General features: G+C 71.4%; 12 protein-coding genes and 1 pseudogene. 7 read left to right on the top strand and 6 right to left on the bottom strand.

The genetic code is table 11. The annotated features are described in order from the left end of the window. Window positions 1-100: 100 nt before the first annotated feature. Entirely contained in the window at window positions 101-2,848 is a 2,748-nt protein-coding gene (gene ppdK / locus FHS37_RS03565; RefSeq protein ID WP_373304193.1) for a pyruvate, phosphate dikinase, read from the bottom strand. Between the two features lie 527 nt (window positions 2,849-3,375). Here ppdK and FHS37_RS03570 point away from each other — a divergent pair. Further along, window positions 3,376-5,043, top strand: a complete 1,668-nt coding sequence (locus FHS37_RS03570) for an alkaline phosphatase family protein (RefSeq protein ID WP_375372288.1) — start codon at window positions 3,376-3,378, stop codon at window positions 5,041-5,043. Here FHS37_RS03570 and dusB read toward each other — a convergent pair whose 3' ends face one another. After that, window positions 5,044-6,228 (bottom strand): tRNA dihydrouridine synthase DusB, encoded by a 1,185-nt coding sequence (gene dusB / locus FHS37_RS03575; RefSeq protein WP_184817517.1) that lies wholly within the window; start codon window positions 6,226-6,228, stop codon window positions 5,044-5,046. It abuts the gene before it with no gap. A gap of 96 nt (window positions 6,229-6,324) precedes the next feature. Between dusB and FHS37_RS03580 the strand changes: the two are divergent. Both FHS37_RS03580 and FHS37_RS03585 read left to right on the top strand, forming a co-directional pair. Continuing rightward, window positions 6,325-7,098, top strand: a pseudogene (locus tag FHS37_RS03580) (MFS transporter); the annotation flags it as partial. A gap of 239 nt (window positions 7,099-7,337) precedes the next feature. Then, window positions 7,338-7,544, top strand: coding sequence for a hypothetical protein (locus FHS37_RS03585; protein WP_184817518.1), 207 nt, complete (start codon window positions 7,338-7,340; stop codon window positions 7,542-7,544). 122 nt (window positions 7,545-7,666) lie between these two features. Here FHS37_RS03585 and FHS37_RS03590 read toward each other — a convergent pair whose 3' ends face one another. Together FHS37_RS03590 and FHS37_RS03595 are read right to left on the bottom strand one after the other, a co-directional pair. After that, window positions 7,667-8,278, bottom strand: coding sequence for a LysE family translocator (locus FHS37_RS03590; protein ID WP_184817519.1), 612 nt, complete (start codon window positions 8,276-8,278; stop codon window positions 7,667-7,669). 108 nt (window positions 8,279-8,386) lie between these two features. Next, a complete protein-coding gene (locus FHS37_RS03595) occupies window positions 8,387-9,769 on the bottom strand; it encodes a glycine--tRNA ligase (protein ID WP_184817520.1) in 1,383 nt (460 codons plus the stop codon). 161 nt (window positions 9,770-9,930) lie between these two features. Between FHS37_RS03595 and FHS37_RS03600 the strand changes: the two genes are divergently transcribed. From FHS37_RS03600 to FHS37_RS03615, 4 genes are all read left to right on the top strand, one after another. Next, window positions 9,931-10,938 carry a metal ABC transporter substrate-binding protein gene (locus FHS37_RS03600; RefSeq protein ID WP_184817521.1) on the top strand — a complete coding sequence of 336 codons (1,008 nt, stop codon included), beginning with the start codon at window positions 9,931-9,933 and terminating at the stop codon, window positions 10,936-10,938. Between the two features lie 23 nt (window positions 10,939-10,961). Further along, window positions 10,962-11,729, top strand: coding sequence for a metal ABC transporter ATP-binding protein (locus FHS37_RS03605; RefSeq protein ID WP_184817522.1), 768 nt, complete (start codon window positions 10,962-10,964; stop codon window positions 11,727-11,729). 4 nt (window positions 11,730-11,733) lie between these two features. Then, a complete protein-coding gene (locus tag FHS37_RS03610; RefSeq protein ID WP_184817523.1) occupies window positions 11,734-12,636 on the top strand; it encodes a metal ABC transporter permease in 903 nt (300 codons plus the stop codon). A 61-nt stretch (window positions 12,637-12,697) separates the two neighbouring features. Beyond that, window positions 12,698-13,117 (top strand): Fur family transcriptional regulator, encoded by a 420-nt coding sequence (locus FHS37_RS03615; protein ID WP_184817524.1) that lies wholly within the window; start codon window positions 12,698-12,700, stop codon window positions 13,115-13,117. 55 nt (window positions 13,118-13,172) lie between these two features. On the opposite strand, the gene FHS37_RS03620 is transcribed toward FHS37_RS03615, so the two are convergent. Beyond that, window positions 13,173-14,006, bottom strand: a complete 834-nt coding sequence (locus tag FHS37_RS03620; RefSeq protein ID WP_184817525.1) for an isoprenyl transferase — start codon at window positions 14,004-14,006, stop codon at window positions 13,173-13,175. A 44-nt stretch (window positions 14,007-14,050) separates the two neighbouring features. Beyond that, a complete protein-coding gene (gene recO, locus FHS37_RS03625; protein WP_184817526.1) occupies window positions 14,051-14,797 on the bottom strand; it encodes a DNA repair protein RecO in 747 nt (248 codons plus the stop codon). Between the last annotated feature and the right edge of the window lie 7 nt (window positions 14,798-14,804).

The raw sequence follows: 14,804 nt of genomic DNA on the forward strand, positions 1-14,804 counted from the left end.
GCACGGGTGCCGCCCTCCTCTCCGTGATCCGGAGCCGTCGCCGATCGGTGAGGGTGGTCGGGTGACAGACGACGGCTCCGGGGCCATGCGCCCCGAAGGGCTAGCGGTGGTCGCTCCCCGTCGACGTGACCGCCGCGCGGCCGGCCTCCAGGCGGGCCACCGGGATGCGGAACGGGGAGCAGGAGACGTAGTCCAGGCCGACCTCGTGGAAGAAGTGGACCGACTCCGGGTCGCCGCCGTGCTCGCCGCAGACACCGAGCTTCAGGTCGGGGCGGGTCTCGCGGCCGGCCTTGGCGGCCAGCTTCACCAGCGAGCCCACGCCGTCCTTGTCGATCGTCTCGAACGGCGACACCCCGAAGATGCCCTTCTCCAGGTAGGCCGTGAAGAAGCTGGCCTCCACGTCGTCCCGGGAGAAGCCCCACACCGTCTGGGTGAGGTCGTTGGTGCCGAAGGAGAAGAACTCCGCCGCCTCGGCGATCTGGCCGGCGGTCAGCGCGGCGCGCGGCAGCTCGATCATCGTGCCGATGGCGAGCTTCAGCTCGGTGCCGGTGGCCTCCTGGACCTCGGCGATGACCTTGTCGGCCTCCTCGCGGACGATCTCCAGCTCCTGGACCGTGCCGACCAGCGGGATCATGATCTCCGCGCGCGGGTCGCCCTTGGCGCCCCTGCGCTCGGCCGCCGCCTCGGCGATGGCCCGCACCTGCATGGTGAACAGGCCGGGGATGACCAGGCCGAGACGGACGCCGCGCAGGCCCAGCATCGGGTTCTGCTCGTGCAGCCGGTGCACCGCCTGGAGCAGGCGCAGGTCGTTCTCGTGCGGCTCCTGCCGGGACTCGGCGAGCGCGACCCGGACCGACAGCTCGGTGATGTCGGGCAGGAACTCGTGCAGCGGCGGGTCGAGCAGGCGGATGGTGACCGGGAGGCCGTCCATCGCCTCGAACAGCTCGACGAAGTCCTTCTTCTGCAGCGGGAGCAGCGCCTTGAGGGACTCCTCGCGCTCGACCTCGGTGTCGGCCAGGATCAGCCGCTCCACCAGCTCGCGCCGGTCGCCGAGGAACATGTGCTCGGTGCGGCACAGGCCGATGCCCTGGGCGCCGAAGCGGCGGGCGCGCAGCGCGTCCTCGGCGTTGTCGGCGTTGGCGCGCACGCGCAGCCGGCGCTTGCGGTCGGCGAAGGCCATCATCCGGTGCACGGCCTCGACCAGCTCGTCGGCGTCGTCGGCGCCCGGGTGCATCCGGCCCTCGAAGTACTCCACGACCGGGGACGGGACGACCGGGACCTCACCGAGGTAGACCTTGCCCGTGGAGCCGTCGATGGAGATGAGGTCGCCCTCCTCCACGACGTGCCCGCCGGGGACCGTCATCCGGCGGCGCTTGGTGTCGACCTCCAGCTCCTCCGCGCCGCACACACAGGTCTTGCCCATGCCGCGCGCGACCACGGCCGCGTGGGAGGTCTTGCCGCCGCGCGAGGTGAGGATGCCCTCGGCCGCGATCATGCCGTCGAGGTCGTCGGGGTTGGTCTCGCGGCGGATCAGGATGACCTTCTCACCGGAGCGGGACCACTTGACGGCGGTGTAGGAGTCGAAGACCGCCTTGCCGACCGCCGCGCCCGGGGAGGCCGCGATGCCCCGGCCGACCTGCTCGACCTTCGCGCTCTCGTCGAAGCGCGGGAACATCAGCTGGGCGAGCTGGGCGCCGTTGACCCGGGTGAGCGCCTCGGCCTCGTCGATCAGGCCCTGGTCCACCAGCTGGGTGGCGATGCGGAAGGCCGCCCCGGCCGTCCGCTTGCCGACGCGGGTCTGGAGCATCCACAGCTGGCCGCGCTCGATGGTGAACTCGATGTCGCAGAGGTCCTTGTAGTGGTTCTCCAGCGTCTCCATGATCTGCATCAGCTGGTCGTACGACTTCTTGTCGATCGACTCCAGCTCCGCGAGCGGCACGGTGTTGCGGATGCCCGCGACCACGTCCTCGCCCTGCGCGTTCTGCAGGTAGTCGCCGTAGACGCCCTGGTGGCCGGAGGCGGGGTCGCGGGTGAAGGCGACGCCGGTGCCGGAGTCCGGGCCGAGGTTGCCGAAGACCATGGAGCAGACGTTGACGGCGGTGCCCAGGTCGTGCGGGATGCGCTCCTGGCGGCGGTACAGCTTGGCGCGGTCGCCGTTCCAGGAGTCGAAGACCGCCTTGATGGCGAGGTCCATCTGCTCGCGCGGGTCCTGCGGGAAGTCCCGGCCGGCCTCGGTCTTGACGATCTTCTTGAACCTGGTGACGAGCTTCTTGAGGTCGGCGGCCTCCAGCTCGGTGTCGACGGTGACCTTCTTGGCCGCCTTCGCCGCGTCCAGCGCCTCCTCGAAGAGCTCGCCGTCGACGCCGAGGACGGTCTTGCCGAACATCTGGATGAGGCGCCGGTAGGAGTCCCACGCGAACCGGTCGTCGCCGGCCTGCTTGGCGAGGCCCTGGACGGACTTGTCGGAGAGGCCGATGTTGAGGACGGTGTCCATCATGCCCGGCATGGAGAACTTGGCTCCGGAGCGGACCGACACGAGGAGGGGGTCGTCGGCCTGGCCGAGCTTCTTGCCCATCGTCTCCTCGAGGGCGACGAGGTGCGCACTCACCTCGTCACGCAGCGCCGCCGGCTCCTCGCCGCTCTCCAGGTAGACCTTGCAGGCCTCCGTGGTGATGGTGAAGCCGGGCGGGACGGGAAGGCCCAGGTTGGTCATCTCGGCGAGGTTGGCACCCTTGCCGCCGAGCAGGTCCTTGAGGTCCTTGTTGCCCTCGGTGAAGTCGTAGACGAACTTCACGCCCTCAACGCTGGTTCCGGGCTCAGCTACGTGGGGATCTTTGTTTTCCGACACGGGTCTCGACTCCTCGAGGACGCGGTGGCTGCCCTGACGGCGAGGAACATACCCAGATCGAAGGCGTCTGGGTACGTCCACACGTGCGTCATGCGCCCGTAACCCGCCGTCCGCCAGCGGATCGAAAGTCACAGCTCGGCAAGCCCATGCGGCCGAATGTTTTCACTTCTTGAAGGCAAGAAGCCCCGCCAAGCCCTCCGAGTGCTCATGTGAGCGGCAATCCGCACCTCTGATTTCGGTCGGTGAACGATCAAGGGGTGGCACTGAGTGCCAGACTTTGAGAAGTGCAGCCGCCCTTGATTCGCTCATCTGAGCGCAACCCTTATCAAGGGTGGCGAGAATCACGCTGCCACAGCGGGCCGGATTCCACCATGCGGACGTCCGCCGGGACGGCCGGGACCCACCCGGGACACCCGCGTGCTGAACGCACCGGCCGGCGTACCCGTACGGAACTGCGGCGGACCCGGACCCCCACGCCGGGTCCGCCTCCTCGACCGAGTTCCGCACGGGTACGGAAGGATCTCCGGGTGCCTGTCTCCCCACGTCTGCGCGACGCGCACCCGGCCGCCGCGCGCGCCGTCCGCCGGGGCGTCCACGCGCTCGCCGCCGCCCTCGTCCTCGGTGCCCTGCTGCTGCCCGACACCCTCGCCGGACTCCGCCCGGACCGGTTCGCGCGGATACCCGCCGAGGCCGTCGTCGGCGCCGTGCTGCTGCTCTCCCTGCCGCGGCGGCCGCGGATCGTCGCGGCCGCGCTGTGCGGGGCGGGCACCGGCGTCCTGACCGTGCTCAACCTGCTGGACATGGGGTTCACCGAGTACCTGGGCCGGAGCTTCGACGTCGTCCTCGACTGGGGGCTGCTCGACGACGCCCACGCGTACGCCGGGGACGCGATGGGCGGCACGGCCGCCGACGCCGCCGCGGTCGGTGCGGTCCTCCTCGTCCTGCTCCTGGTGACCGGTCTGGCGCTGGCCACCGTCCGGCTGGGCGAGCTGCTGGCCCGGCACCGCTCCCGCGCCGCCCCGGGCGCGCTCGTCGCGGGGACCGTGTGGATCACCTGCACCGCCCTCGGCCTCCAGGTCTCCGGCGTGCCGGTCGCCTCCGACCGGGCCGCCGGCGCCGTGCAGGCGCAGGCCCGGCGGGTGGTGGAGACCCTGCGCGACGAGGCGGCGTTCGCCCGGGAGGCGCGGGCGGACGCCTTCGGGGCCACACCGCCCGACCGGCTCGTCCCGGACCTGCGCGGCAAGGACGTCGTCTTCGCCTTCGTCGAGAGCTACGGCCGCACCGCCGTCGAGGACCCCCTGATCGCCCCCGGCGTCACCCGCACCCTCGACGCGCGCACCGAGGTGCTCGCGCGGGCCGGCTACCGCGCCCGCAGCGGCTGGCTCACCTCGGCGACCTTCGGCGGCAGCAGCTGGCTCGGCCACTCGACGGCCCTGTCCGGCCTGTGGATCGACAACCAGCAGCGCTACCGCACCGTCACCGCCGGCGACCACCTCACCCTCACCAAGGCGTTCGAGAGGACCGGCGCCTGGGACACCGTCGGCGTCATGCCCGGCGTGCAGAAGGCCTGGCCGGAGGCCGGGTGGTACGGCCTGGACAAGGTCTACGACGCCTTCGACCTGGGCTACGAGGGCCCGAAGTTCAGCTGGTCGACCATGCCGGACCAGTACGCCCTGGAGGCCTTCCAGCGCCTGGAGCACGGCCGTGAGCGCGACCGGCCGCTGATGGCGGAGATCATCCTGACCTCCAGCCACCAGCCCTGGGCGCCGGTCCCGGAACTGGTCGACTGGGACGAGCTCGGCGACGGTTCGGTCTTCGACGCCGTCCGGCGGGCCGGGAAGAGGCCCGCCGACGTCGTCGCCGACTCCGCCGGGTCCCGGCGGGAGTACGGCAGGTCGATCCGGTACTCGGTCACCAGCCTCACCCAGTGGCTGGAGCGCTACGGCACCGACGACACCGTCCTGGTCTTCCTCGGCGACCACCAGCCCATCGCCCGGGTCAGCGGTCCGGACGCGAGCCGTGACGTGCCGGTGTCGATCGTCGCCAAGGACCCGGAGGTGCTGGAGAAGATCGACGGCTGGAACTGGACGGAGGGGCTCAGGCCCGCGAAGGACGCGCCGGTCTGGAAGATGAGCGCCTTCCGCGACCGCTTCCTGACGGCGTACGGCTCCACCCCGCACCCCACCGGGGGCTGATCAGCCGCCGGAGGTGTCGAGCTCCGCCTCCTCGCCGACGCCCGCGCAGTCGTACGGGTCCTTCAGCCAGCCGTCCGGCAGCACCACCCGGTTGTTGCCCGAGGTACGGCCGCGGGGGCCGTCGGCGCCCACCGGCCAGGGCTGGTCGAGGTCCAGCTCGTCCAGCCCGGCCCGCAGCTCCTCCAGCGAGGAGGTGATCGCGAGCCGCTTGCGCATCTCGGAGCCGACCGCGAAGCCCTTCAGGTACCAGGCGACGTGCTTGCGGAAGTCGATCACGCCGCGGGACTCGTCGCCGATCCACTCGCCGAGCAGCGTGGCGTGCCGGACCATGACCTCGGCGACCTCGCGCAGGGTGGGCCGCACGTAGGCGTCGGTGCGTCCCTCGAAGGCCGCCACCAGGTCGGCGAACAGCCACGGCCGCCCGAGACAGCCGCGCCCCACGACCACGCCGTCGCAGCCCGTCTCGCGCACCATCCTGAGCGCGTCCCCGGCCGACCAGATGTCGCCGTTGCCGAGCACCGGGATCTCCGGGACGTGCTCCTTCAGCCGGGCGATGGCGTCCCAGTCGGCGGTGCCGCCGTAGTGCTGGGCGGCGGTGCGGCCGTGCAGCGCGACGGCGGTCACGCCCTCCTCGACGGCGATCCGCCCGGCGTCCAGGTAGGTCAGGTGGTCGTCGTCGATGCCCTTGCGCATCTTCATCGTGACCGGCAGGTCCCCGGCGCCGCTCACGGCCTCGCGCAGGATCGACCGCAGCAGGTTCCGCTTGTACGGGAGGGCCGAACCGCCGCCCTTGCGGGTGACCTTGGGGACCGGGCAGCCGAAGTTGAGGTCGATGTGGTCGGCGAGGTCCTCCTCCGCGATCATGCGGACGGCCTTGCCGACGGTCACCGGGTCGACGCCGTACAGCTGGATGGAGCGCGGTTTCTCGCTCGCGTCGAAACGGATCAGCTGCATGGTCTTGTCGTTGCGTTCGACCAGCGCCCGGGTGGTGATCATCTCGCTGACGAACAGCCCCTTGCCGCCGCTGAACTCCCGGCACAGGGTGCGGAAGGGCGCGTTGGTGATCCCGGCCATGGGGGCGAGCACGACGGGCGGCCGGACCGCGTGCGGGCCGATCCGCAGGGTCGGGTTCGTCGGGGTCGGGTTCGTCAGGGCCGGGTCCGGCGTGGGTGTGGGCGTGGGCATTCCCCCATTGTCCCGCACGCCGGGGACCGCCCGTCACGGTGATCGTGCATCTGTCATCAGTCAACCGCACTGTCGAAACGCACTACGACGGGGACCGTGCCCGAGCTCAGCCACGGCCGGCGCGTGCCGGTGCTCGCGATCCGCTGCATGAGCCTGCTGATCGTGAGCCTGGACAACACCGTCCTGAACGTCGCCCCGCCCTCCCCGCAGCGGGACCTGCACGCCACCACCTCGGGCCCGCAGTGGGCCGTCGACGCCCGCGCCCTCGTCCTCGCCTCGCCTCGCTGCTGATGCTCGCCGGCTCCACCGCCGGCCGGATCGGCCGCAGGCGGGTCTTCACGGCGGGCCCGGTGACCTTCGCCCTCGGCTCGCTGCCGTGCTCGCTCGCCCCGGACCTCGAGGCGCTGGTCGTCTTCCGCACGGTGCAGGCGGTGGGTGGGGGACGGGGGCACCTCCCAGGCCCTTGAGGCACTGGGGGAGCTCGGCCCGGTCGCCATGTCGATCATCACCCACACCTTCACCGACCCGCGTGAGCGGGCCCGCGCGATCGGCGCGTGGGGCGCGGTCGTCGGCATCCCGATGGCCGCCGGTCCGCTGGCCGGCGGTCCGCTGGCCGGCGGTCCGCTGGTGGAGTCGGTCGGCTGGCGCTCGATCTTCTGGACCAACCTGCCGGTGGGCCTCGCCGCCCTCCTGCTCACCCTGCGCTTCGTCCCGGAGTCCCGCACGCCCCGGGCCCGCCGCCCCGACCCGGTCGGCCGGCTCCCGGACATCGTCCTGTCCGGCTCCCTGACGTACGCGATCACCGAGGCCCCGCACGCCGGCCTGCCGACGGCCGCGCCCTTCGCCGGCCTCGCGCTCGCGGCCCTGGTGGTGGGTGCGGCGACCTCGGGCCGCTGGGCCCGCGGGACGGCGGAGCGGACGGCCGAGCGGCTGGAGCCGGCGGAGCCCCACCGGCCCGCGGGAGTGGGCGCGCAGCGCTGACGCGGTGCCGGATCCCCGCCCGGACGCCCCCCGTCGATCCCGTTCCTGCCGCACACTCCTTGTCGTCGCCGAACAGGGGCACAAGAACGGCGACACCGTGACACGGATGCCGGAAGGCCGGAGGGGCCATGTCGCAGATCGACAGGAGCAAGGTCAGCCGCTGGGATCTCCACGGCCGCGAGCACGTCGTGCGGGTGCGGCGCAGCGGCGCGCGGCGCACGCTCAGATGCGACACGTGCGGCTGGCGCAGGGTCGCCCCGTTCCTGCCCTGGCTCAGGGCGCAGGAGCACCTGGCCGACGCGCACCAGGCGACGGTGAACCCGGCGGCCGCGTGACCCCCGGGCCCGCCCCCGGGTCCGCGGCCCTCGCACCACGGGGTCCACGCCCCTCCCGGAGCCGGTGTCCGCGCAGGGGGTCTCCCGCGCGCGGGCGTGGACGGGCCGGGGGACGGTGACGTTCACCGCGCGGTGAACGCGAGCTTCGCCCCCAGCGCCACGAACGACCCCGCGAAGCTCCGCCGCAGCCACGCCATCACCCGCGGCCGGGAGATGACGTGGCTGCGCACGGAGGCCGCGAGGATCCCGTACGCGGCGAAGACGACGAAGGTCACCAGCATGAAGACGCCGCCGAGCGCGAGCATGCGCGGCACCGAGTGCGGTTCCCCGGCGCCGACGAACTGCGGCAGGAAGGCGAAGAAGAACAGCGTCAGCTTCGGGTTGAGGATGTTGATCAGCACGCCGCGCACGATCACCCGGCCCGTCGGGACGGGCGCGGCCGGCTCGTCCACCGTGATCGGCTCCTTGTCCCGGATCGTGGCCCACGCCATGTACAGCAGGTAGGCGACACCGGCGTACTTGAGGACCTGGAAGGCGGTGGCGCTGGCGTGCAGCAGCGCGGCGACGCCGGTGACCGTGGCCAGCATGTGCGGGACGGTCCCGAGCGTGCAGCCGAACGCCGCGACGACGCTCGCCCGGCGCCCGCGCGAGAGGGCGGCGGCGAGGGTGTAGACGACCCCGGTGCCGGGGGTGGCGACGACCACGAGGGTGGTCAGCAGGAACGCGATGCTCATGACACCCACCCTGGACGCACGACGGCCCCCGGCACAGGGCCACTTCGGTGCCTGTGTCGGGGACCGATCGGCGTCGGTCGTCGAGGAGCGCCTCGGTCGGGAAGTGCCTCAGCAGCCGATCAGACGCGCGGCCAGGTAGCCCTCGATCTGGTCCAGCGAGACGCGCTCCTGCTTCATGGAGTCGCGCTCGCGCACGGTCACCGCGTTGTCGTCCAGCGTGTCGAAGTCGACGGTCACGCAGAACGGCGTACCGATCTCGTCCTGGCGGCGGTAGCGGCGGCCGATCGCGCCGGCGTCGTCGAACTCGACGTTCCAGTGCTGCCGCAGCGCCTGCGCCAGGCCCTTCGCCTTCGGCGACAGCTCGGGGTTGCGGGACAGCGGGAGCACCGCGGCCTTCACCGGGGCCAGGCGGTGGTCGAGCCGCAGCACGGTCCGCTTCTCCATCTTGCCCTTGGCGTTGGGCGCCTCGTCCTCGACGTAGGCGTCGAGCAGGAAGGCGAGCATCGCCCGGCCGACACCGGCCGCCGGCTCGATGACGTACGGCGTCCAGTGCTCGCCGGCCTCCTGGTCGAAGTAGGCGAGGTCCTGGCCGGAGGCCTTGGAGTGGGCGGAGAGGTCGTAGTCGGTGCGGTTGGCGACGCCCTCGAGCTCGCCCCACTCGCTGCCGCCGAACTGGAAGCGGTACTCGATGTCAGCGGTGCGCTTGGAGTAGTGGGAGAGCTTCTCCTGCGGGTGCTCGTACCACCGCATGTTCTCCTCGCGCAGGCCGAGACCGGTGTACCAGTTCCAGCGCTGCTCCATCCAGTACTCCTGCCACTTCTCGTCCTCGCCCGGCTTGACGAAGAACTCCATCTCCATCTGCTCGAACTCGCGGGTGCGGAAGATGAAGTTGCCGGGCGTGATCTCGTTGCGGAAGGACTTGCCCATCTGGGCGATGCCGAACGGCGGCTTCTTGCGCGAAGCGACCTGCACCAGGGCGAAGTTGGTGAAGATGCCCTGGGCGGTCTCGGGGCGCAGGTAGGCGATGGAGCCGGAGTCCTGCGTCGGGCCGAGGTGGGTGGAGAGCAGGCCCGAGAACTGCTTGGGCTCGGTGAAGGTGCCCTTGTTGCCGCAGTTGGGGCAGTTGAGGTCGGCGAGGCCGTTCTCCGGGGCGTGCCCCTTCTTCTCCTCGTACGCCTCCTCCAGGTGGTCCGCGCGGAACCGCTTGTGGCAGGAGGTGCATTCGGTCAGGGGGTCCGTGAAGGTCGCGACGTGGCCGGAGGCGACCCACACGTCCGGGGCCAGGATCACGGAGGAGTCGATACCGACCACGTCCTCGCGCGAGGTGACCATGTAGCGCCACCACTGGCGCTTGAGGTTCTCCTTGAGCTCGACACCCAGCGGCCCGTAGTCCCAGGCGGCACGCTGGCCGCCGTAGATCTCACTGCAGGGGAATACGAAGCCACGGCGCTTGCTCAGGCTGACGATGGTGTCGATCTTGTCGGCGGCCACGGTGCTCTCTTCATTACGACGACGGGCGACGAAGCGAGATGCTTCCAGCGAATGACTCAGGTTACCGGCGGGGACGGTCCCACGACCAAATCGGTCCCCCCGTGCGGACCTCCTACCTGGTTTGTTGACAACGGTTTCCATATTTGTTGAAAATGACTGTCATGAACGTACGACGACGCCCCATATCCGCGGCCGCCGTGGCCGCGGTCACCGCCCTCGGTCTCGGCACCCTGTCCGCCTGCTCCTCCGACAGCGCCGCCGCGGGCAACACCGACAAGTTCGACGTCGTCGCGTCGTTCTACCCGATGGCGTTCCTCGCCGAGCAGATCGGCGGCGAGCACGTCGACGTCACCAGCCTCACCGAGCCCGGGCAGGAGCCGCACGACCTGGAGATCAGTGCCAAGCAGACCGCGCAGCTCCAGGAGTCCGACGCGGCGCTCTACCTCAAGGGCCTGCAGCCCTCCGTCGACGAGGCCATCGGTCAGTCCGGGATCGGGACGAAGATCGACGCGGCCGGCCTGACCTCCCTGGAGGAGCACGCCGACGAGCACGGCCACGAGGGCGAGGGGGAGCACGCCCACGAGGACGAACACGCCCACGAGGACGAACACGCCCACGAGGACGAGCACGGCCACGAGCACGAGGGCGGCAAGGACCCCCACGTCTGGCTCGACCCGGTCAAGTACGCCGAGGTCGCCGAGGGCGTCGGCAAGGCCTTCGAGAAGGCCGACCCGGACCACGCCGCCGACTACCGGAAGAACACCGAGGCGCTGGTCGAGAAGCTGAACGGCCTGGACGCGAAGTTCGAGACCGGCCTGAAGGACAAGAAGACCGACGTCTTCATCACCACGCACGCCGCCTTCGGCTACCTCGCCGAGCGCTACGGCCTGACCGAGGAGGCCATCAACGGCCTCGACCCCGAGTCCGAGCCCAGCGGCGCCCGCGTGAAGGAACTCGCGGAGACGGCCGAGGCCGACGGCGTCACCACCGTCTTCTACGAGACGCTCGTCAGCGACGAGACCGCGAAGACCCTCGCCACCGACGCCGGGCTGAAGACGGACGTCCTCGACCCGATCGAGGGCATCACCGACGAGTCCCGCGGCGACGACTACTTCCAGGTCATGGAGTCCAACCTCAAGGCCCTGCAGACGGCTCTGGGCGCCAAGTGATCGATCCATCGGAGGACGGCGGCATGACCGAACCCGTCATATCCCTGCGCGGCGTCCGCGCCGAACTCGGCTCGCGCCCCGTCCTGCGCGGCATCGACCTCACCGTGCGCCGCGGTGAGGTCGTCGCCCTGCTCGGCGCGAACGGCTCCGGCAAGTCGACGGCCGTGCGCAGCGTCATCGGCCAGGTGCCGGTCAGCGCCGGCGAGGTCGAGCTGTTCGGCACCCCCCGGCGCCGGTTCCGCGACTGGGCGCGCGTGGGCTACGTCCCGCAGCGCACCACCGCCGCGGGCGGGGTGCCGGCGACGGTGACCGAGGTCGTCTCCTCGGGCCGCCTGGCGCGCTCCCGCTTCGGCGTCTTCCGCAAGGCCGACCGCGAGGCGGTGCGCCGCGCCCTGGACCTGGTCGGCATGGCGGACCGGGCCAAGGACTCCGTCGACGCGCTCTCCGGCGGCCAGCACCAGCGGGTGCTGATCGCCCGCGCGCTCGCCGCCGGACCGGAACTGCTGATCATGGACGAGCCGATGGCGGGCGTGGACCTGGCCAGCCAGGAGGTCCTCGCCGAGACCCTGCGGCACCAGGTCGCCGAGGGCGCCACCGTCCTGCTCGTCCTGCACGAACTGGGCCCGCTGGAGCCCCTGATCGACCGGGCGGTCGTGCTGCGCGACGGCTGCGTCCTGCACGACGGCCCGCCCCCGAAGGCCGTCGGCCAGCACGCGCTGCCCGGCCACGACCACGTCCACCCGCACGCACCGGCGGGCGCTGAACCGATCCGCACGGGACTGCTGAGCTGATCCGATGGAAATCCTGAACTACGCCTTCATGCAGCGGGCGCTGCTCGCCGCCGTCCTGGTCGGCATCACCGCCCCCGCCGTCGGCGTCTACCTCGTGCAGCGCCGCCAGGCCCTGATGGGCGACGGCATCGGCCACGTCGCCATGACCGGCGTCGGCCTCGGCTTCCTGCTCAGCTGGTCCCCGGTGTGGATGGCCACGCTCGTCTCCGTGCTCGGCGCCGTCCTGATGGAGCTGATCCGCTGGTACGGGAAGACCCGCGGCGACATCGCCCTCGCGATGCTCTTCTACGGGGGCATGGCGGGCGGCGTCATGTTCATCAACCTCGCGCCGACCGGCTCCAACGCGAACCTCACCTCCTACCTGTTCGGCTCCCTGTCGACGGTCTCCGAGTCCGACGTGACGGCCATCTGCGTCCTGGCCGCGTTCGTCGTCCTGGTCACGGTCGGTCTGCGCCGGCAGCTGTTCGCGGTCAGCCAGGACGAGGAGTTCGCGCGGGTCACGGGCCTGCCGGTGCGCGCGCTGAACCTGCTGACGGCGATCACGGCGGCGGTCACGGTCACGGTCGCGATGCGCGTGGTCGGCCTGCTGCTGGTGTCCGCGCTCATGGTGGTCCCGGTCGCCGCCGCCCAGCAGCTCAGCCGCAGCTTCGCCGCCACCTTCGCCGTCGCCGTCGCGATCGGCGTGAGCGTGACCATCGGCGGCACGGTCACCTCGTACTACCAGGACGTGCCGCCCGGCGCGACGATCGTGCTGCTGACGATCGCCGCGTTCGTCGCGCTGACCGCGCTGGCCACTCCGCTGGCCCGCCGCCGCGCCCGGGCGCTGGCCGCCGCACAACCCGGCGGCGATCCCGCGGAGTGCGTGATTCCGGCCAGCCGCAAGGCCGGCGACGAGGTCGGCGCCTGACTCGCCTCCGCCCGGGCTGGCACAATGGCCCGGGCAGAGGCAGACGTGAGGAGGCAATCCGGTGACGACCGCAGGACCGCCCGTGAAGGGCCGCGCCACCCGGCAGCGTGCCGCTGTGGCGGCTGCGCTCCAGGAGGTCGACGAGTTCCGCAGCGCGCAGGAACTCCACGACATGCTCAAGCACAAGGGCGACTCGGTCGGGCTCACCACGGTCTACCGCACCCTGCAGTCCCTCGCCGACGCCGGCGAGGTCGACGTCCTGCGCACCGCCGACGGCGAGTCCGTGTACCGCCGTTGCTCCACCGGCGACCATCACCACCACCTGGTCTGCCGCGGCTGCGGCAAGGCGGTCGAGGTCGAGGGCCCGGCCGTGGAGAAGTGGGCCGAGGCCATCGCCGCCGAGCACGGCTACGTCAACGTGGCGCACACGGTCGAGATCTTCGGCACGTGCGCGGAGTGCGCGGCGGCCTGCGACGCCTGAACCCGACGGACCCGAAAGGGGCGCGGAGGTGATCTCCGCGCCCCTTTTCCGTCGCCTACTGCTGCTCGCCCTCCATGGCCAGCAGCTCCTCGTTCGGGATCGCGCCGCCGAACCGCCGGTCGCGGGAGGCGAATTCGAGGCAGGCGCGCCACAGGTCACGGCGGTCGAAGTCCGGCCACAGGACGTCCTGGAAGACCATCTCGGCGTAGGCGCTCTGCCACAGCAGGTAGTTGGACGTGCGCTGCTCGCCGCTCGGCCGCAGGAACAGGTCCACGTCCGGCATGTCCGGGTAGTAGAGGTACCTGGCGAAGGTCTTCTCGTTCACCTTCGAGGGGTCGAGCCGTCCGGCCCGCACGTCCTCCGCGAGCGCCTGCGCGGCGTCGGCGATCTCCGCGCGCCCGCCGTAGTTCATGCAGAAGTACAGCGTCAGCCGGTCGTTGTCCTTCGTCTGCTCCTGGGCGATCTGGAGTTCCCTGGCCACCGACTTCCACAGTCTGGGCATCCGCCCCACCCAGCGCACCCGCACGCCGAGCTCGTCCAGCTGGTCCCTGGTCCTGCGGATGAAGTCGCGGTTGAAGTTCATCAGGAAGCGCACCTCGTCCGGCGAGCGCTTCCAGTTCTCGGTGGAGAAGGCGTACAGGGAGATGGCGCCGACGCCCATCTCGATCGCGCCCTGGAGCACGTCCAGCACCCGCTCGGCCCCGACCTTGTGCCCCTCGGTGCGCGGCAGGCCCCGTTCCTTGGCCCAGCGCCCGTTGCCGTCCATGACGATCGCCACATGGTTCGGGACCAGCTCCCCGGGGAGCTTCGGGGGCCGTGCGCCGGAAGGGTGCGGTTCCGGCGTCCTGTACTCCCGGCGCTGGCGCCCCAGGAACCCGCGTACGGCCATGTGTCTCTCGTCTCCTCGTGCCGACGTTGCGTACTTGCCTGTGCTCACTTCTCGACGTACCGGAGCGAACGCAGCCCGCGCTCCAGATGCCAGTGCAGGTAGGCGGACACCAGTCCGCTCCCCTCCCGGACGTACCGCGACTCGCACGCGTCCGCGGTCTCCCAGTCCCCCGTGAGCAGCGCCCCGAGCAGTTCCAGCGCCTGCGGCGAGGGTACGACGCTGCCGGGCACCCGGCAGTCGACGCAGACGGAGCCGCCGGACGCGACCGAGAAGAACCGGTTCGGGCCGGGCATCCCGCACTTCGCGCAGTCGCCGAAGCTGGGCGCGTAGCCGTTGACGGCGAGGGAGCGCAGCAGGAACGCGTCGAGGACGAGGTGCGGCGCGTGCTCGCCCCGGGCGAGCGTCCGCAGGCCCCCGACCAGCAGCAGGTACTGCTGCACCGCCGGCTCGCCCTCGTGGTCGGTGAACCGCTCGGCGGTCTCCAGCATCGCCGTGCCGGCGGTGTAGCGGGCGTAGTCGGTGACGATCCCGCCGCCGTACGGCGCGATCGTCTCGCTCTGCGTGCACAGCGGCAGGCCGCGTCCGACCAGCTCGCTCCCCTTCGAGAAGAACTGCACGTCCACGTGCGAGAACGGTTCGAGGCGCGCACCGAACTTCGACTTCGTCCGGCGCACGCCCCGCGCCACGGCGCGTACGCGCCCGTGACCGCGCGTGAGCAACGTGATGATCCGGTCCGCCTCACCCAGCTTCTGGGTGCGCAGCACGATGCCGTCGTCGCGGAACAGACTCATGGCAACC

The organism is Streptomyces griseomycini (assembly GCF_014203535.1).
Classification (GTDB): domain Bacteria; phylum Actinomycetota; class Actinomycetes; order Streptomycetales; family Streptomycetaceae; genus Streptomyces; species Streptomyces griseomycini.

What these genes read in the sequence shown, in the direction of transcription:
- dusB (WP_184817517.1), bottom strand. Translation starts at nt 6,228, where the DNA reads ATGCCCACGCCCACACCCACGCCGGACCCGGCCCTGACGAACCCGACC.
- FHS37_RS03585 (WP_184817518.1), top strand. Translation starts at nt 7,338, where the DNA reads ATGTCGCAGATCGACAGGAGCAAGGTCAGCCGCTGGGATCTCCACGGC.
- FHS37_RS03590 (WP_184817519.1), bottom strand. Translation starts at nt 8,278, where the DNA reads ATGAGCATCGCGTTCCTGCTGACCACCCTCGTGGTCGTCGCCACCCCC.
- FHS37_RS03600 (WP_184817521.1), top strand. Translation starts at nt 9,931, where the DNA reads ATGAACGTACGACGACGCCCCATATCCGCGGCCGCCGTGGCCGCGGTC.
- FHS37_RS03605 (WP_184817522.1), top strand. Translation starts at nt 10,962, where the DNA reads ATGACCGAACCCGTCATATCCCTGCGCGGCGTCCGCGCCGAACTCGGC.
- FHS37_RS03610 (WP_184817523.1), top strand. Translation starts at nt 11,734, where the DNA reads ATGGAAATCCTGAACTACGCCTTCATGCAGCGGGCGCTGCTCGCCGCC.
- FHS37_RS03620 (WP_184817525.1), bottom strand. Translation starts at nt 14,006, where the DNA reads ATGGCCGTACGCGGGTTCCTGGGGCGCCAGCGCCGGGAGTACAGGACG.
- recO (WP_184817526.1), bottom strand. Translation starts at nt 14,797, where the DNA reads ATGAGTCTGTTCCGCGACGACGGCATCGTGCTGCGCACCCAGAAGCTG.